Origin of the sequence: Enterocloster citroniae (assembly GCF_040545455.1) — a bacterium.
Lineage (GTDB): Bacteria > Bacillota > Clostridia > Lachnospirales > Lachnospiraceae > Enterocloster > Enterocloster citroniae.
The window spans coordinates 314,086-332,464 of sequence record NZ_JBEPLZ010000004.1 but is presented as its reverse complement, the minus strand read 5'-3'; the positions used below and the strand labels follow the sequence as shown (position 1 = coordinate 332,464).

Genomic DNA, 18,379 nt, shown 5'->3' with positions numbered 1-18,379 from the left:
GTAACTTGTGGGTATAAGTACGATTGATGCCGGAATGCTAAAGAACGCGTTCCTGGCAGGAGCAAAGGGCCTGGAGGCTAAGAAAGACTGGATCAATGAACTGAATGTATTCCCTGTCCCTGACGGGGATACGGGAACTAATATGACACTTACGATCATGGCGGCAGCCAGGGAAGTGGCGGAGCTTGATAATCCCACCATGGACCAGCTTGCAAAGGCTATTTCATCCGGATCACTGAGGGGGGCAAGAGGTAACTCAGGCGTTATCCTGTCTCAGCTCCTTAGAGGATTTACAAAGGAGATCAAATCAGTCACGGAGATAGATACCACCACCCTGGCCAATGCTATGGTGAGAGGCACGGAGACAGCGTATAAGGCTGTTATGAAGCCAAAAGAGGGTACGATCCTGACGGTTGCCAAAGGCATGTCGGATAAGGCCCTGGAGATGGCTTCCCAGACAGATGATATAGAAGAATTTGCAAGGGTGATCATCGAACACGGTGACTACGTACTGAGCCAGACTCCGGAGATGCTCCCTGTACTAAAGCAGGCGGGCGTGGTGGATTCCGGCGGCCAGGGCCTGATGCAGGTGGTAAAGGGTGCAGTGGACGGCCTTTTGGGAAAGACGGTGGACCTGTCGCTGAATACGGAACCGGAACAGAGAGAAGAACCCCCCCGGGCAGCAGCGTCCAGATCAGACATTGATACTGCTGATATCAAGTTTGGGTACTGCACGGAATTTATCATTAACCTGGAAAAGGAATACTCGGATCAGGATGAGACTGAATTGAAAGCATACCTGGAATCCATCGGGGATTCCCTGGTGGTGGTGTCGGATGACGAGATCGTAAAGGTTCATGTGCACACCAACCATCCGGGCCTTGCTTTTGAGAAGGCATTGACCTTTGGTTCCCTGTCCCGCATGAAGGTTGATAATATGAGGGAGGAGCACCAGGAACGGGTCATCAAGGATTCTGAGAGGATGGCCAGGGAGCAGGCTGCGCAGAATCTGGCAGACACACAGGCGGAGCCGGAAGAACGCAAAGAGTACGGTTTTATCGCAGTGTCCAGCGGTGACGGGCTCAGCGAGATCTTTAAGGGAATCGGGGCCGACTACCTGATTGAGGGCGGCCAGACCATGAATCCCAGCACCGAGGATATGCTCAATGCCATTGACAAGGTGAATGCTGAGAATATTTTTATCCTTCCAAATAATAAGAACATTATTATGGCGGCCCAGCAGGCCAGGGATCTGACAGAAGATAAGAACATCATTGTCATCCCTTCCAGGACCGTGCCACAGGGGATCACCGCACTGGTGAACTTTATGCCGGACCTGTCGGCAGAGGAAAACCTGAACAATATGACTGAGGAAATGCTCAATGTAAAAACAGCCCAGATCACCTATGCGGTGCGTACCACTAAGATAGACGGCATGGACATAGAAGAAGGGGACATCATGGCCATTGGGGACCAGGGTATGCTGGCGGCAGGAAAGTCGGTTGAGAGCGTTGCAATGGATGCGCTGGACGCCATGCTGGATCAGGATTCCGAACTGGTTACCGTGTATTACGGATGTGATGTGCCTCAAAACGCGGCAGAAAGCCTGATACACCGGGCGGCACAGCTGTATCCTGATAAGGAGATCGAACTCCAGTACGGAGGTCAGCCTATCTATTATTATATGATTTCTGCCGAGTAGGCAGGGGTCTGCAGACAAAAGAGATTGAGGGAGAACATAAGACATGGCGCGATGGGTTCGGGATGAGAGATTGGATCAGCCTCAGGAATTTGTCCAATTTCTGATGGAAGATTATTTGAATAAGAATGGTTTTAAAAAGAAGACCCATAAAGGTGAAGAGGTGTGGCAGGAGGGGGATGGATTCCTGCTCTCGGCCCGCTTTATACGATATGAGTATTCCGGCGGCAGCCTGCACCTGGAGGCATGGATCGGAAAGCACAGGGAGAACCCGCTTAAGGGCTTTATGGGAGCCCTGCCCAAAAAGATGTTCAGGGAAAGCCTGGAAGAACTCATAAGCCTTCTCCACCAGCCCCTTCCTCAGGGACAGGAGCAGCCGGGGGACCATGTGGTCACCGTAACGGTGGTGGACCACGGAAAATATGCAGTGCCATCCATGGTCCTGTCCATACTGGGAATCGTGATGGGGCTCTTGGTGCCTATTCTGGGGATTCTGTTTGGCGGCCTGGGCATTTCCTTTGGCCAGAAAGCCAGGAATTCTTCCAAGAATAACATTGCCAGGGCAGCTGTGATACTTGGCACTATTGCCATGGTAATAGCCCTTGTGGTCTATATCATTGGTTTGGTAATGGTATTATTCGCTTATGCAATTTAAAAATAAAGGAGAGATGACGTATGAATGAAGAAATGATGAACCGGTCTTATGAAGTACAGGTAGAAGGAGAATCCCTGGGACATTACACTGCTAAAACCTTTGGCTGGATGTTTGCGGGCCTTCTGATCACGTTTGTGGTAGCCGTGGGGGGATATATGACAAGGGCCATCGCTTATGTGTATGCGATCCCTTACTGGCATTATATCCTGCTGGCTGCAGAGCTGGGCGTAGTGATATTCCTTTCAGCCAGGATCGAGAAGATGTCCGTTGGCATGGCCAGAGCCCTGTTCTTCCTGTATGCGGCTCTTAACGGAATCGTATTCTGTGCGTACCTGATCGTATTTGACCTGACCATTCTGTGGACCGTGTTTGGTATCACATCTGTATTTTTCGGGATCATGGCATTGATCGGCTGGTTTGGCAATATCAACTTTGCAAAGATCCGTCCGTTTATGATGGGCGGTCTGATCTTCCTGGTGTTCTTCTGGCTGCTGGCCATGTTTATTGACCTCAGCGCCTTTGAGACAACGGTATCCATGATCGGGATTTTCCTGTTCCTGATCTTTACGGCATATGACACCAAGAAGATCCAGGCATACCATGCATATTACGGCCAGGTGCCGGAGATGGCTGCCAAAGCATCCATTTTCGCAGCGCTTCAGCTGTATTTGGATTTCATCAACCTGTTTATCTATCTGCTGCGCGTGTTGGGACGCAGAAAGAGCTGATGGTTCTTTGAAACGGACTCGGATCAGGAGATTCAGACAGGCGGTAAGAAAAGATCATACATGACATCACCGCGATGTAGGCAGCTGCTGTGCCCTTTAGAGGATACGGCAGCTGTCTTTTACTTGACGGAAATTGGTTTGCGGCCGTATGGATAAAAGACCATACTGATGGGAGATAACATGGAAAGCGATAACATGGAGAGAGACAACTATATACTGGGAATGGATATAGGCGGAACTAAATCAGCAGTCCTTCTGGCAAGGACTGGCAGAAAGAAAACGGATGGAATTGAGTTTTTGGAGCGGTGCGCGGTTCCCACAAAGGGAAGCTGGCAAGAGGTACTGGGTATCCTTGCCCTGCGTGGAGGGGAGATGGTGAAACGCCACGGCATCCTGCCGGACGATTGTGTGATCGGTATTTCCTGCGGCGGTCCGTTGGACAGCGGCAGTGGAGTGATACTTTCTCCGCCAAATCTTCCGGGCTGGGATGAGGTTCCCATCACGGAATACATGGAACAAAAACTGGGAATGCCGGCAAGGCTTAAGAATGATGCAGATGCGTGCGCACTGGCCGAGTGGAGATACGGGGCGGGACAGGGCTGCCGCCATATGATATTCCTGACCTTTGGAACAGGGCTGGGGGCTGGGCTGATCCTAAACGGCAGGCTGTACCAGGGGGCCTGCGGCATGGCTGGGGAAGCAGGGCATATCCGGCTGGATCAGGATGGACCGGTGGGGTATGGGAAAGCGGGAAGCTTTGAAGGGTTTTGCAGCGGCGGAGGAATCGCGCAGCTGGCGAGACGAATGGCTGCTGAAGCCCTTAAAGAGGGGAAAAACGTGTCTTATTCAGGGAAAAAGGGGCTGGATTTCATTACGGCAAAGGATGTGGCAGAGGCGGCGGAGTGCGGCATGGAGGATGCCCTTCAGGTCTATGGATGTTCAGGAAGATACTTTGGCCGCGGCCTTGCAGTCCTCATTGATATCCTTAACCCGGAGCGGATTGTGGTGGGGAGCATATTTGCCAGGTCAGGGAAGCTGATGAGAGAGGAGATGGAAAAGGAACTTAGAAAGGAAGCCTTACCTGAGTCCCTTGCCGCCTGTACCATTGTGCCCGCTGCGCTGGGGGATCGGATCGGGGATTATGGGGCAGTGGTGGCAGCATTGGAATGATAGTTCCAGCCAAGGGTGACACACAGCTGCCGGAAAGCAATTTTCAAACACACTCTAGTCAAAATCAGGAAAAGATTGTATAATGCAAGAATCGAGTATTGTTTATGAAAGGGGAGCACATATGTTAATTGGAGCATTGGAAGCAGGCGGAACAAAGATGGTGTGTGCCATTGGAACGGAAGACGGGACCATACTGGAGCAGATTTCCATTCCCACCACCACACCTGAGGAGACGATTCCAAAACTAATTGAATATTTTAAGGATAAAGAGATCGCAGCATTGGGCGTGGGCGCATTTGGACCAGTGGATGTGAATACAAAATCGGAAACCTTTGGTTATATTCTGGACACGCCCAAGCTGGCATGGCGCCATAAGGACCTGATCGGCGGCCTGAGGGATGCGCTGAAGGTACCGGTGGGGCTGGATACGGATGTGAATGGATCCTGCCTGGGAGAAGTGACCTATGGATGCGCCAAAGGGCTGGACAGCGTGATCTATATTACCATAGGAACCGGTGTTGGTGTGGGCGCCTGGGTAAACGGAGGCCTTCTCCACGGTATGCTGCACCCCGAGGGCGGACATGTTTTTCTGGTACGCCATCCTGAGGATCCGGAGGGAGGCATCTGCCCGTATCACAAGAACTGTCTGGAGGGCTTTGCAAGCGGTCCCTCCATTGAAAAAAGATGGGGCAAAAAGGCAGTGGACCTGGTGGACAATAAGGAGGCCTGGGAGCTGGAGAGTTACTATATTGCTCAGTCTCTGGTGGACTACATCCTTTTACTTTCACCCCAGAAGATCATATTGGGCGGAGGTGTCATGCATCAGATGCAGCTGTTCCCCATGATCCGGGAAAAGGTGCTGGAGCAGCTGAACGGTTATATTAACACAAAGGAACTGCAGGACATGGAGAATTATATTGTTCCGGCCAGCCTGAATGATGACCAGGGTATTATGGGATGCATCAAGCTGGGGCTGAATGCCCTGGAGGCTTCACGCTAAGGTTACTTCAGGAGGTTTATGGATTAAATGTTAAACTCACAGCCGATCCACTCATTAAAGGGGATTGGCGAAAAGACAGGAAAATTATTTGAAAAGCTGGGCATTTTCACCATTGATGATCTGTTTACCTACTACCCAAGGGCTTATGACGCCTATGAAGCGCCGGTCCCCATTGGCCAGCTGAAGGAACAGACCGTAATGGCGGTGGAATCGGTATTGGTCAAAAGCGCGGACCTGCTGCGCCTGAACCATATGCAGATCGTGTCGGTGCAGCTCAGGGACCTGACCGGCTCCCTGCAGGTGACCTGGTTTAATATGCCCTATATGCGGGCTAACCTGAAGTCCGGGGAAACATATGTATTCCGGGGCAGGGTGGTAAAGAAGCGGGGACGCCTGGTCATGGAACAGCCCGAGGTGTTTTCGCCTGAGGCATATGAGGCAGTGGTCCACTCCATGCAGCCGGTATACGGGCAGACCAGGGGACTGAGCAATAAAACCATTGTCAGGGCCGAGCAGCAGGCCCTTGAAGTAAGGAAGATGGAGCGGGAGTATATGCCTGCCGGGCTCAGAAGAAAATATGAGCTTGCGGAAATTAATTATGCCCTGGAGCATATCCATTTTCCTGCGGACCAGACAGAACTTTTATTTGCCAGGAAGCGCCTGGTGTTTGATGAATTCTTTATGTTCCTGGTGGGAGTCAGAAGACTGAAGGAACACAGGGAGGACAAGCGTTCCGCCTATACCATGGAGCGGGCAAGGGAGGTAAGTGGCCTGAAGGCCAAACTTCCCTACGCTCTGACCGGCGCTCAGGAGCGCGCCCTGGAGGAAGTGTATAGGGATATGGAGAGCGGCCTTGTCATGAACCGCCTGATTCAGGGGGATGTTGGTTCCGGTAAGACCATTATCGCCATTCTGGCCCTTTTGCAGGCTGCATATAATGGATACCAGGGCGCCCTTATGGTACCCACGGAAGTGCTGGCCAGGCAGCATCTGGAATCCATGACCGCGCTGTTTGAGGAACAGGGCATTTCTAAGGTTCCCGTGTTGGTAACAGGATCCATGACAGCAAAGGAAAAACGTCTGGCCTATGAAAAGATAGCAAACCATGAGGCGGATATTATCATCGGAACCCATGCGCTGATACAGGAAAAGGTGATCTATGACAATCTGGCCCTTGTGATCACGGATGAGCAGCACAGGTTTGGAGTGGGACAGCGGGAAATGCTAAGCGGCAAAGGAAATGAACCCCATGTGCTGGTTATGAGCGCCACACCGATCCCCAGAACCCTGGCTATTATCATCTACGGTGATCTGGACATATCTGTGATTGATGAACTTCCGGCCGGCCGCCAATCCATTAAAAACTGTGTGGTGGACGCAGGATACCGCCCCAAGGCATATTCCTTTATCCAGAAACAGGTGGAGGAGGGCCATCAGGCTTATGTGATCTGTCCCATGGTGGAGGCCAGCGAGATGATCGAGGCGGAGAATGTGCTGGACTATGCGAAGACTCTGAGAAAAGAACTGCCTCCTTCCATTGTGGTGGAGCATCTTCACGGCAAGATGAAGGCAAAGGAAAAAAATGCGGTCATGGAACGGTTTGCGGCAGGAGAGATCCATGTGCTGGTCTCCACCACCGTCATTGAGGTGGGGGTAAATGTTCCCAATGCAACGGTTATGATGATTGAAAATGCGGAACGCTTTGGTCTTGCCCAGCTTCATCAGCTGAGAGGCCGGGTGGGGCGCGGCAAGGCACAGTCCTACTGTATCATGGTGAACTGCTCCCATGATGAAAGCACCGGGGAGCGTCTGGATATATTGAACCGATCCAATGATGGGTTTTATATCGCATCGGAAGATTTAAAGCTTCGTGGACCGGGCGATATATTCGGCATGAGGCAGAGCGGTGATATGGAATTTAAGCTGGCGGATATTTTTACAGATGCCAATATACTGAAAAGGGTTTCGGAGGAAGTGAATGACCTGCTGGATGCAGATCCGCTCCTGGAACTGGATGAGCACAGGGAATTGAAACGGAAAATAGAGGATTACCTGGGCGCCAATTATGAAAAACTGAACCTTTAATATATATGCAAACGCTGTGAAAGGAGAGTTACAAAATGAATGAGACAATGAATACCATACTTACCAGGAGAAGCACAAGGAAATTCTTAAACAAACCCATTCCGGATGAAGACCTGCAGCAGGTGATCCAGGCAGCCCTGCATGCGCCCAGCGGCATGGGAAAGCAGACCTGGCAGTTCACGGTGGTCAAAAACAGGGAAAAGATCCAGGAACTGGCTTCAGTGATCAGGACAGTCCTTAACCGGGAAGGTTATGATATGTACCAGCCGGAAGTTCTTGTGATTCCGTCCAATGACAGGGAGAGCCCGTTTGGAAGGGAAGATAATGCGTGTGCGATGGAAAATATTTTCCTGGCAGCCCATTCCATGGGAATCGGTTCTGTATGGATCAACCAGCTGCAGGGAATCTGTGATGACCCCGCTGTACGCCAGGTGCTTTCATCCCTTGGCATTCCCCAGGGCCATGTGGTTTATGGAATGGCAGCTCTTGGATATGCGGATGATGAGAAGGCGGAGAAAGAGCGGATTGGCAGGGTTGTGATCGTAGAATAAAAGATTTTAGAAAATACAAAGTACAAGGTCCGAAAAGACCTCGCCAAGCCTGGCATGATTCGCACGTAAGCGGCCGGACTGCGGCCGCTTACGTGCTCGTATCAATGAAAATCCCCAGACCATGTGAAAACATAGCCTGGGGATCTTCTGCTGTTGTCAGCAATGAAGAGAACTTATTTCACAAACCCTTCAGTATCGGAGGATTTATTTACCTGCCAGCTGACGCTCGTAAGACTCGATCATCTTCTTAACCATATAGCCGCCTACGGAACCATTCTGTGCAGAAGTCAGGTTGCCGTTGTATCCGTTGGTTAACGGTACGCCGATTTCGTTAGCAACCTCCATCTTGAATTTGTCCATTGCTTCCTTTGCTTCTGGTACGTTTGTTCTGTTAGAATTGTTAGACATAATAAAACGCCTCCTTGTAATTTATTTGCCATGACTTTGTTTGAGTTGTTCATGGCTTGTTTTGTGCTACAATCCTATTATGTGATGATTCAGAAATAATACACTAGAAGGTTTTTCGTAATTTGTTAAAAAATGGGAGTCAATTAAAATTAAATATGAAGTCCTTCTTATTATGGTTGAAGGCTCATGTAAATATAAGACAGGTTCGGAAAGCAGCGCGGTAAATGTGCGTGGAAAGGAAAGCAGAGTACAAAACGAGTGAACAATGTTCATTGACAAGCGGTGGACAAAGTGTTATCCTTAGGGAGAAATGACAGGCGGAAATCCACAGCTATCTATATAGAAGAGAGGGAGTTTACAATGGAGAGAAAAACAGCCAGGGTATCGAAGGAACCGGAGGTGAGAAGGCAGGAGATATTGGATACGGCCATGAAGGTTTTTATGGAAAAAGGGTATGAGGCAGCTACCATGAGAGATATTGCGGCGGCTATGAATGTGGTGCCGGGATTGTGCTACCGGTATTTTGAGTCCAAACAAGTTTTATATGACACGGTGGTCGAGCAGTATGTAAAAGAGATCACTCTGCCCATGATCCGTGCGCTGGAAGAGGACCAAGGCAAAACGGAAGAATCCCTGGAGCAGTTCCTGGACAGCTTGGAGCAGTTATTCCTTGGCATGGACGGCAGGGAACGGTATCATCATTTTTTTCATAAAAAGGAAAACCGCCACCTTCAGATGCTGCTGTCCGTCCGGCTGTGCGAGGCCATATGCCCATATCTGGAAAGCAGGCTTGGGAGAATGAGGGACAAAGGAATGGTGAAAGTGGAGAATTTATCCCTGACCGCGTCCTATCTGCTGTTCGGTGCAGCACCGGTTATTGAAAACGATGGGTTTTCATCCCGGGAAAAAGTGGCTTGTATTAGGCGAATATATGCAAAAGTCCTGAACCCATAAGAGAGAGTCTTGTGGAGTCATAGTTTTTATTGTCACAGACCCCGCCAAGGCGGGATTTCTTTCAAATAATGAATGAACAAAGTTCATTCATTAACGATCCATACAAGGAGGTACTATTATGGAACAATATGCACTGATCACAGGAGCGACCAGCGGCCTGGGGCTGGCCTATGCAAAATGGTTTGCAGGGGAAGGGTATCACTTAATAATCACGGGAAGAAGGAAGGAGGTCATTGAAAGGAGAGCAGATGAAATAAGAAATACATATGGATGCAAGGTGATCGTCATACTGGCGGATCTGGCAGAGGAGACAGGGGTCAGTGAGCTGTTAAATCAATTGGAGGGAAAGGCGATTGATGTACTGGTGAATAATGCGGGATTTGGCCTGTGCACGGAATTTGCCGACACGGATGCGGCGGATATTAAACGGCTGATCTATTTGCAGACCACTGCGGTTGCCAGGATCACCCATCATGTCCTGGGGGGGATGAAAAGAGAAGGGAGGGGGAGGATCATTAATGTTTCATCGGACGGGGCATTTGCAGTGGTGCCTAAAAATGTGGTCTATGCGGCCACAAAACGCTTTATCGTCACATTGACTGAAGGGCTTCACATGGAACTGGCTGGATATGGTATCCATGTCCAGGCAGTGTGTCCGGGTTTTATTGACTCGGATTTCCATGAGAGCGCGGGTATGAAGGTGGATAAGAGCAGAAAGGGGATGTTTGCTTTTCGCAGGCCGGAAGACGTGGTGAGGGAAGCCATGGAAAGCTTTGCAAAAGGAAAAGTCGTCTGTATACCTGACAGGACGGGGAAATTCATAAAGGCATTGGCGGACTTACTTCCTAAAAAAACATACTACCGGATGGCAGGCGGATTTGCGGCCAGGAGCCTGCAAAAGGGAGGAAAGAGTCTGCAATAGGAACAATAGTAGGCGGTGTGTGGGGCCTGGCACGGAGTTTGGGCGTGTTATCTTGCAACCGGGAAACATGTGTGGTAGAATAAACAATCATAAAGCAGCAGTGGATCATAGTGTTTCCGGTACCACAGCGGGACCGGCCGGGCAGCGAGTCGCTGTCATGGACATGTCATAGCAGGGCCACAAGACCGCAATCTGCTCCGAGGTACAACCGCACATTTCATGTGCACACGCCTGGGGCTTGTACATCTGCGCATCTTACGGTATCCTTTTTCGTATGATCCCTGCTGTTTTATGCTGCATAAAATGAACTGCCGCAGATGATACCGGCGATCAATATAATTGCCGCGGATGATACGAGGTTTCAATATGTATGATACAGATTTATGGAAACACTGTACCCCCAGGCACTGCCGGGAAATGATCCTGTCTTTTTCTCTGCTGGAGGGGGAGGAGTGGACCGATGAACGGATCATCTCCTGTCTGTACGCTGTCAGCAATCACACAGAACAGCATTACACCTGTCTTAAGATTCCCAAAAAGGGAGGCGGGGTGCGGCGGGTCATGGCGCCGGACCCTTTGTTGAAAACCATTCAAAGGAATATCCTTCACCATATCCTGGAAGGCTATGAGATCCCCTGCTGTGCAACCGCTTACCACAAGGGCGCCTCCATTCGAGGGAATGCAATGGTCCATTTGGGTCATGAGGTGGTGTTAAAGCTGGATATCAAAGACTTTTTTGGAAGTATTACATTTCCCATGGTGGGGCAAAGGGCATTTGGAAGACAGTATTTCCCCGAGCCCGTGGGGGTTCTTTTGACTTCCCTTTGCTGTTATAACGACCGGCTTCCCCAGGGTTCGCCGGCTTCGGCGGCTGTCTCAAACCTTGTGATGAGACCCTTTGACAGATACATGGCTGCCTGGTGCGGGCAGCGGGAAGTCATATACAGCCGTTACTGTGATGACATGACATTTTCAGGGGATTTTGATGTATCCGAGGTTATGAACAAGGCAAACGGTTTTTTGGGCGCCATGGGGTTTGAATTGAACCGGTCCAAGACAAAGGTCCTTACCAGGCAGGAGCGGCAGACAGTGACCGGGATCGTGGTCAATGAAAAGCTCCAGGTTCCCTCCTCCTACCGCAGGGAACTCAGGCGGGACGTCCATTATTGCCTGAAATATGGGGTACAGGAACATTTAAAGCGCAGGAATGAAAGAACATACCTGGACATGGGAAAGGACGGGGAGACCAGATATCTGATGTCCCTGTCAGGCAAGATCCGTTTTGTACTGTCCGTCAATCCCCAGGACAGATGGTTCAGGGAAGCCGATGACAGAGTGAAACGATTATTAAGATATATGTAAAGAAATCCTCAATCACTTGTGCTATACTGAAATACGATCACAAAGGAGGATGAGAGATGGACTACAGGATTTTGGGAGAGACATTGCCTGCAGTGGAGGTAAGGCTGCAGACAGGGGAAGCAATGTATACACAATCCGGAGGCATGGCATGGATGAGCGATGGACTGGCATTGGATTCCAACATAAAAGGCGGACTGATGAAAGGAATTGGAAGGATGTTTACAGGGGAATCCCTGTTTATGGCAACCTACACAGCCAGCAGGCCGGACTGCTTCATTGCATTTGCATCCACGGTGCCGGGAAAAATACTGCCTGTTGACATGGGAAAAACCAGCCTGATCTGCCAGAAGGGGGCATTTCTCTGCGCACAGCCCACAGTGGAGGTGAGCACGGTGCTTACCAAAAAGCTTTCAGCCGGATTTTTTGGCGGGGAGGGTTTTATCCTTCAGCAGCTTAAGGGCAGCGGCATGGCGTTTTTGGAAGTGGACGGGGATGTGATCGAGCGGACACTGGCGCCGGGCGAGGTGATCAAGGTGGACACAGGTAATGTGTTTGCTTTTGAACCAACGGTATCCTACGAGATAGAGACCATCAAGGGAGTCAAGAATATCCTGTTCGGGGGAGAGGGACTGTTCCTTACCAAGCTTACAGGCCCGGGAAAGATTTACATGCAGACCATGAATATTGCTGAATTTACCGGCAGGATCGCCAAGGGACTTCCCAGCTCTAATTAAGGAAAAAATGTTAAAAAATGCCTAAAACCCCTTGTGTATCTCTGATTTTCATATTATACTTGTTTGGTATGAAATTTGCTGTGACTGGAAAGCAGCAGTTAATGGGAGTTATGAATGAGAGTGATCGCAGGCAGCGCCAGAAGGCTGCTTTTAAAAACAGTGGAGGGAATGGATACAAGACCTACCACTGATAGAACGAAAGAAACATTGTTCAACATGCTGCAGCCCCAGATAGGGGACTGTAAGTTCCTGGACCTCTTTTCCGGCAGCGGCGCCATAGGGATAGAGGCTTTAAGCCGTGGAGCAGCCATGGCGGTGATGATTGAGAATAATCCAAAGGCCATAGAGTGTATCAGGGAGAACCTTGAGAGAACCAAGCTGGAAGACAGGGCATTGGTCATGAATTGTGACGTGCTGGCAGGCCTTAAGAAGCTGGAAGGGCGAAATTACAAATTTGACATGGTGTTTATGGATCCGCCCTACGGCCATGGACATGAACGTCTGGTGCTGGAATACCTGGCCCATTCCGCCATGGTTACGGAGGATACGGTTTTTATAATAGAAGCATCCAGGGAAACGGAGTTTGACTGGCTTAAGGATTATGGCTACCATATGATAAAAAGCAAAGAGTACAAAACCAACAAGCATGTGTTTGCAGGCAGGGGAGAGTAGATGAAGACAGCGGTATATCCGGGCAGCTTTGACCCGGTCACATTGGGACATTATGATATCATTGAACGCACGGCAAAAATGTTTGACAAGTTGATCATCGGGGTATTGAACAATAAGGCAAAATCCCCGTTGTTTTCTGACACGGAACGTGTTAATATGTTAAAGGAAGTGACTGCGTCCCTGCCGAATGTGGAGATACAGTCTTTTGAAGGATTATTGATTGATTTTGTACGCCAGAGCGGCGCAGGCATTGTGGTAAGGGGACTGCGCGCCATTACGGATTTTGAATATGAACTTCAGATGGCACAGACCAACCGGGTGATAGCGCCTGAGATTGATACTATATTTTTGACCACGAACTTAAAGTATTCCTATTTGAGTTCCAGTATTGTAAAAGAGATTGCAGAATATGACGGAGAGATCAGTGAATTCCTCCATCCGGTCATTGCTGACAGGGTAAGGGAGAAGCTGGAGGAAAGACGCCGGGCATAGCCGGGCGGATATTGCCTTTATCAGGATAAGGAGAAGAGTAATATGATGAGTAGAATTGAGCAGTTGATCAGCGAGATTGAAGAATATATTGACAGTTGTAAATTCCAGGCATTATCCAACAGCAAGATCATTGTGAATAAGGAAGAGCTGGAGGAACTGCTGGTAGAACTGCGTCTTAGGATCCCGGATGAGATCAAAAAGTACCAGAAGATCATCAGCCAGCAGGATACCATTTTGGGCGAAGCCCAGGCCCAGGCGGACGCCATGCTGGAGGATGCCAAGAAGCAGGCGGATTCCATGGTGGCCCAGGCCAGCGAACAGACATCGGAGATGATCAATGAGCACGAGATCATGCAGCGGGCATATGCCCATGCGGATGAAGTGGTGCAGCAGGCTAATTACCAGGCTCAGGCCATTGTGGATGCGGCGGTGAATGACGCCAACGGCATCCGTCAGAGCTCCATCCAATACACGGACGACATGCTGCGCAGTCTTCAGACCATCATCAACCACAGTATGGAGGGTGCAAAGGGGCGTTTTGATGCGTTCATGGCGTCCATGCAGTCCAGTTATGATATCGTATCCTCCAACCGCAATGAACTTTCAGGCGGGATCGTCCGTCAGGAAGAACAGGAGATCCAGCAGCCGGAGCAGGAACAGAACCAGATGTAGCCGGATCAGCGCATGACCAGTACATAGAACAGAATACAGGATAATCCGCTGTGCATCAGTTTCCACAGCATATAGTGCCGGATGGAAAGTCCGGCATTTTTTAATACGCTCTTTGTCTGGAAAATACCGGAGCAGCCTCCAAAGGCGGCGGAGCCGATGATGAGCAGAGCGCCGGTCATGCCGGGGACGGACTGGGCAATGGCCTGTATGCCGGTGGTGATCTCCACGGCTCCCAAAAGGGCGGGCCGGACCAGCGGCGGTGTCTGAAAGGGAAATACGGTCAGGTAAAGGGCAAGGATGGAGAAAAGCATGATATAACCGCCTATCTTTGTCATGGTCTCAAAGCAGCCCATCATGTGTTCGTCAAAGGAAAAGGGATACTCCCCGGAATCCTTCTTATCTGATACAGGGTAATCTTTCCTCTTGTAATGATAGCAGTTTCTGGCTAATATGGATATGGGGATGACCGGCAGATACAGGGCCGCTGCCACTGCCCAAAGGGGACAGCCCTGAGAGATACCCGGAATCACCCGGATCTGTGCGATCACATATCCCAGCACAAACATGGGGCTGGGATGATTGCTGATCGCCAGAAGATATTTTCCTTCCTCCGGTGTGATACGGCCGCTGTCCAGGAAGTCGCTGGTGGTCTTGGCCCCCATGGGATAGCCGCATAAGAGGCCGCTCATGAGCACATAGCTCCCCTGCCCGGACAGCTTCAGTATGCCGGACAGGATGGGCCTGAACGGGCCTGTCAGTATATGGATGGCATCCATGGCAACAATGACGCCGGAGCATATCATAAAAGGCAGCAGAGTGGGAAGGACCACGTTTCCCCAAAGCATGATACCCTGCCTGGCACCTTCCAGTGCAAGTCCGGGATTAAACAGCAGCATGAGCAGGCACAGAACGGACAGTATGCCCTTTATGGATTTTTTCATAAGCACCTGAATACAATGATTTATACAATATATTGTAAAGGGTGGCGGGCTATGCCTTTGATTCTTATTTTGATCCTGGCCGTGTTCCAGTGTTCCATTACCAATTATCTGATTATGAATCCGGATTACTACCAGTTGGGGCCCTATACCTGGGAAAGCGATGATTTCAGGTCCATGAAGCTGGGAAATGTAATGGCTGGTCAGAAAACCATTGATTACGATACCCTTACCACGCTCATGATCGAACACGACTATGACCTGACCAGGGTGGAGGACACATCCTGCAGTAACCGTCTCCTTCTGGCCGCAAGGCCAGCGGATTACAGGAAAATGAAACATGCATATGAAACCGTATTGGGGGATCTGAAGTATTTTCCGATTCCCAAAGCTTTAAATGAACAGACGCCGGACGTGGTTTTTGAGGATGGCTGGATGCAGGGGCGCAGCTACGGGACAGATGGGGAGAGCCGGAACCAGAGACATCACGAGGGTTGTGATATCATGGGTTCCAAGATGCCAAGAGGATATTATCCGGTGGTGAGTATGAGCGATGGGGTGGTGGAGCGGATCGGATGGCTGGAAATGGGCGGATGGCGCATTGGAATAAGATGTCCGGGAGGGGCGTATCTGTACTACGCCCATCTCTATGATTACGCAAGGGATTTTCAGGAGGGGGACCAGGTCAAAGCAGGTGAACTGTTAGGTTATATGGGAGACACGGGATACGGAAAGACGGAAGGGACCACCGGGAATTTTGACGTCCATCTGCATCTGGGGATCTATATAAAGACGGACCACAATGAAGAAATGAGTGTGAATCCATTTTGGATCTTAAAATACCTGGAAAAGCGCAGACTGATTTTTACATACTAGAGCGTGTTTGAAAATTCATTCCCGCCATCTGCACGCCCCATTTCGCGGGTTATTTGGGCCAAATTCAGTTAGCGTAGCCCACTACGCCGCCTTCATTTGGCCCGAATCCCCCACAAACTGTGACGCGCAGATGTCAGAAAGCAATTTTCAAACACACTCTAGGCTTATTGGGCAGGTTCCGCAGGGATACGGTGGCGCAAACAGGGGAACTGTGGTACAATGTCACACAAAGACGGAAGAAGCAATGGATGAGGAAGGGAAGATGACAGATATAAGCAAGCTCCCGGAGAGGTTCCTGGCAGAAATGAAGGAACTCTTGGGAGATGAATACAATGATTACGTGAAAAGCTTTGAGGAGAACTGGAAACCCGGACTTAGGGCCAATACCCTGAAGATCAGCCCGGAGGAACTGAAGGCCATGGTGCCCTGGCCAATGGAACCCGTGCCCTGGACAGGCAAAGGGTTTTACTATGGCCAGGAGGATGAGACAAAGGAAAGCGTCAGGCCTTCCAAGCATCCGGCCTATTACTGCGGGCTTTATTATCTCCAGGAGCCAAGTGCCATGACCCCGGCAGCCATGCTTCCTGTGGAGCCGGGAGACAGGGTGCTGGATCTGTGTGCGGCGCCGGGCGGTAAAAGCACGGAGCTGGGGGCCAGGCTTATGGGCCAGGGACTTCTGGTGTCCAATGATATCAGTTATTCCAGGGCCAGGGCCCTTCTTAAGAACCTGGAACTGGCCGGAATCCCTAATATTTGTGTGACCAGCGAGAGCCCGGAAAAACTGGCCCTGGTATGGAGGGGATTTTTTGATAAGATTCTGGTGGATGCCCCCTGCTCCGGGGAGGGAATGTTCCGCAGGGAGGAAGACATGGTAAAGGACTGGACCGTCCATGGCCCATCCTACTATGCACCGCTGCAGCGTCAGATCGCCTGTCAGGCGGTGGATATGTTAAAGCCTGGAGGAATGCTTCTCTACTCCACCTGCACTTTTTCCAGAACCGAGGATGAGGAGAACATTGAGTATATCCTGGACCAATATCCGCAGATGGAACTGTGCGCCCTGGATCTGTCCCGGGTTCCGGGAGCTGTCAATGGAATAGGGCTGGATGGGTGTATGAGGCTGTTTCCCCACCGCGTAAAGGGAGAGGGACATTTTCTGGCATTGCTGCGAAAGAAGGACGGGGAAACGGCTTCACCCCGCCGGACAAGGGAAATCCCCGGCATGTTAAAGCATCAGGAGGAACTGATGGATTTTCTGGAATCCATTTCCGTAACCTTTGACCACAGCCGGATCAGGATACATCAGGACAGTGTTTACTACCTTCCCAAAGGGCTGGAGTGGAACCTGCCTCTTAGGTTTTTGCGCACCGGCCTGCTGCTGGGGGAAGTGAAAAAAGGGAGATTTGAGCCTTCACAGGCCCTGGCCATGGCTCTCAGGGCGGGCCAGTTTAAAACCACAATCCGCCTGGAACCGGAAGATGACAGGGTACTGCGCTATCTGAAAGGGGAGACCCTTACCCTGACCCGGGAGGAAGGGCCGCTAAAGGGATGGTGCCTTGTCTCCATGGGGGATCATCCCATGGGCTGGGCCAAAGGCACGGGTATGAGCCTGAAGAATAAATATTATCCCGGCTGGCGCTGGCAGTAAGGATTTTGGAGCGCTGCAAGGCGGAAGCAGGAGGAATGGTGAAATAGATGGCAGATAAAAACAGACAGAAATCCGGTGTGATGCGCCTGGACAAGTTTCTGGGAGAGATGGGCCATGGTACCCGCAGCCAGATCAAGGACATGGCAAAAAGGGGGCGTATCCAGGTAAACGGACAGGTGGCAAAGGCCACGGACTTAAAGATATGCCCGGACGCGGATCAGGTGACAGTGGACGGAGCATTGGTGGGATATGCAAAAATGGAATATTATATGTTAAATAAACCCCAGGGGGTGGTGTCCGCCAGGACGGACAACCATTACGAGACAGTGGTTGGGCTGATCGGGGATGCTTTGAGGCAGGATCTTTTTCCAGTGGGACGATTGGATGTGGATACGGAGGGGCTTCTCCTGATCACCAATGACGGAGAGATGGCCCATAATCTGCTCTCCCCCAAAAAGCATGTGGACAAGGTCTATATGGCCCGCTTATCGGGAACCCTTCCAAAGGACGCGGCTAAACGCCTGGAGGAGGGGATTTTGTTGGAAGATGGGACCAGGACCTTGCCCGCGAAGTTTGAATACGCGGGGGAAGACAAGGGCCAGGAGGTCCTTCTCACAATCCGGGAGGGAAAATTCCATCAGGTAAAGCGGATGTTTGAAGCTCTGGGATGTCAGGTGGTTTATTTGAAACGCCTATCCATGGGGCCCTTGAGCCTGGATCCGGATCTGGAGCCGGGGGAGTACCGGCCGCTGAGCGAGGAGGAGATACGGAGCCTTAAGGATTGCAGGAACCAGAAAAAGTCTGATTAGTTAA

19 protein-coding genes are annotated in these 18,379 nt (G+C 50.6%); 17 read left to right on the top strand and 2 right to left on the bottom strand.

Features of this window, described 5'->3' with window-relative positions:
- Window positions 1–7 precede the first annotated feature (7 nt).
- The 7 genes from ABID13_RS07455 to ABID13_RS07425 all read left to right on the top strand — a co-directional run bounded on the left by ABID13_RS07455 (window position 8) and on the right by ABID13_RS07425 (window position 7,888).
- Window positions 8–1,702 (top strand): DAK2 domain-containing protein, encoded by a 1,695-nt coding sequence (locus ABID13_RS07455; RefSeq protein WP_007864324.1) that lies wholly within the window; start codon window positions 8–10, stop codon window positions 1,700–1,702.
- A gap of 43 nt (window positions 1,703–1,745) precedes the next feature.
- Window positions 1,746–2,354, top strand: coding sequence for a DUF4190 domain-containing protein (locus ABID13_RS07450; protein WP_007864325.1), 609 nt, complete (start codon window positions 1,746–1,748; stop codon window positions 2,352–2,354).
- A 20-nt stretch (window positions 2,355–2,374) separates the two neighbouring features.
- The gene (locus ABID13_RS07445; protein ID WP_007864326.1) at window positions 2,375–3,082 is read left to right on the top strand and encodes a Bax inhibitor-1/YccA family protein; all 708 of its coding nucleotides are present in this window, start codon (window positions 2,375–2,377) and stop codon (window positions 3,080–3,082) included.
- A gap of 180 nt (window positions 3,083–3,262) precedes the next feature.
- Entirely contained in the window at window positions 3,263–4,252 is a 990-nt protein-coding gene (locus tag ABID13_RS07440) for an ROK family protein (RefSeq protein WP_007864327.1), read from the top strand.
- Between the two features lie 121 nt (window positions 4,253–4,373).
- Entirely contained in the window at window positions 4,374–5,252 is an 879-nt protein-coding gene (locus tag ABID13_RS07435) for an ROK family protein (RefSeq protein ID WP_007864328.1), read from the top strand.
- 27 nt (window positions 5,253–5,279) lie between these two features.
- Window positions 5,280–7,337, top strand: a complete 2,058-nt coding sequence (gene recG / locus ABID13_RS07430; RefSeq protein WP_048930508.1) for an ATP-dependent DNA helicase RecG — start codon at window positions 5,280–5,282, stop codon at window positions 7,335–7,337.
- A 35-nt stretch (window positions 7,338–7,372) separates the two neighbouring features.
- A complete protein-coding gene (locus tag ABID13_RS07425; protein WP_007864330.1) occupies window positions 7,373–7,888 on the top strand; it encodes a nitroreductase family protein in 516 nt (171 codons plus the stop codon).
- Between the two features lie 204 nt (window positions 7,889–8,092).
- On the opposite strand, the gene ABID13_RS07420 is transcribed toward ABID13_RS07425, so the two are convergent.
- Window positions 8,093–8,296 carry an alpha/beta-type small acid-soluble spore protein gene (locus ABID13_RS07420; RefSeq protein WP_007864332.1) on the bottom strand — a complete coding sequence of 68 codons (204 nt, stop codon included), beginning with the start codon at window positions 8,294–8,296 and terminating at the stop codon, window positions 8,093–8,095.
- Window positions 8,297–8,656: 360 nt separating this feature from the next.
- Between ABID13_RS07420 and ABID13_RS07415 the strand changes: the two genes are divergently transcribed.
- The 7 genes from ABID13_RS07415 (at window position 8,657) to ABID13_RS07385 (ending at window position 14,104) form a co-directional block, all read left to right on the top strand.
- Entirely contained in the window at window positions 8,657–9,250 is a 594-nt protein-coding gene (locus tag ABID13_RS07415; protein ID WP_048930507.1) for a TetR/AcrR family transcriptional regulator, read from the top strand.
- Window positions 9,251–9,368: 118 nt separating this feature from the next.
- Window positions 9,369–10,172, top strand: coding sequence for an SDR family NAD(P)-dependent oxidoreductase (locus ABID13_RS07410; RefSeq protein ID WP_007864337.1), 804 nt, complete (start codon window positions 9,369–9,371; stop codon window positions 10,170–10,172).
- A gap of 366 nt (window positions 10,173–10,538) precedes the next feature.
- Window positions 10,539–11,534 carry a reverse transcriptase family protein gene (locus tag ABID13_RS07405; protein WP_007864340.1) on the top strand — a complete coding sequence of 332 codons (996 nt, stop codon included), beginning with the start codon at window positions 10,539–10,541 and terminating at the stop codon, window positions 11,532–11,534.
- A gap of 56 nt (window positions 11,535–11,590) precedes the next feature.
- Window positions 11,591–12,268 (top strand): TIGR00266 family protein, encoded by a 678-nt coding sequence (locus ABID13_RS07400; RefSeq protein ID WP_007864342.1) that lies wholly within the window; start codon window positions 11,591–11,593, stop codon window positions 12,266–12,268.
- Window positions 12,269–12,382: 114 nt separating this feature from the next.
- A complete protein-coding gene (rsmD, locus tag ABID13_RS07395) occupies window positions 12,383–12,940 on the top strand; it encodes a 16S rRNA (guanine(966)-N(2))-methyltransferase RsmD (RefSeq protein WP_007864344.1) in 558 nt (185 codons plus the stop codon).
- Complete coding sequence (gene coaD / locus ABID13_RS07390) at window positions 12,941–13,432, top strand: pantetheine-phosphate adenylyltransferase (RefSeq protein ID WP_007864346.1); 492 nt, start codon at window positions 12,941–12,943, stop codon at window positions 13,430–13,432.
- A gap of 42 nt (window positions 13,433–13,474) precedes the next feature.
- Window positions 13,475–14,104, top strand: coding sequence for a F0F1 ATP synthase subunit B family protein (locus ABID13_RS07385; RefSeq protein ID WP_007864348.1), 630 nt, complete (start codon window positions 13,475–13,477; stop codon window positions 14,102–14,104).
- Between the two features lie 5 nt (window positions 14,105–14,109).
- Here ABID13_RS07385 and ABID13_RS07380 read toward each other — a convergent pair whose 3' ends face one another.
- Complete coding sequence (locus tag ABID13_RS07380) at window positions 14,110–15,045, bottom strand: nucleoside recognition protein (protein WP_045091324.1); 936 nt, start codon at window positions 15,043–15,045, stop codon at window positions 14,110–14,112.
- A gap of 51 nt (window positions 15,046–15,096) precedes the next feature.
- On the opposite strand from ABID13_RS07380, the gene ABID13_RS07375 reads away from it, so the two are divergent.
- The 3 genes from ABID13_RS07375 to ABID13_RS07360 all read left to right on the top strand — a co-directional run bounded on the left by ABID13_RS07375 (window position 15,097) and on the right by ABID13_RS07360 (window position 18,375).
- A complete protein-coding gene (locus ABID13_RS07375) occupies window positions 15,097–15,918 on the top strand; it encodes a M23 family metallopeptidase (protein ID WP_045091323.1) in 822 nt (273 codons plus the stop codon).
- A gap of 262 nt (window positions 15,919–16,180) precedes the next feature.
- Window positions 16,181–17,566 carry an RsmF rRNA methyltransferase first C-terminal domain-containing protein gene (locus ABID13_RS07365; RefSeq protein WP_007864356.1) on the top strand — a complete coding sequence of 462 codons (1,386 nt, stop codon included), beginning with the start codon at window positions 16,181–16,183 and terminating at the stop codon, window positions 17,564–17,566.
- Between the two features lie 47 nt (window positions 17,567–17,613).
- Window positions 17,614–18,375 carry a pseudouridine synthase gene (locus ABID13_RS07360; protein WP_007864358.1) on the top strand — a complete coding sequence of 254 codons (762 nt, stop codon included), beginning with the start codon at window positions 17,614–17,616 and terminating at the stop codon, window positions 18,373–18,375.
- The last annotated feature ends 4 nt before the right edge of the window (window positions 18,376–18,379 follow it).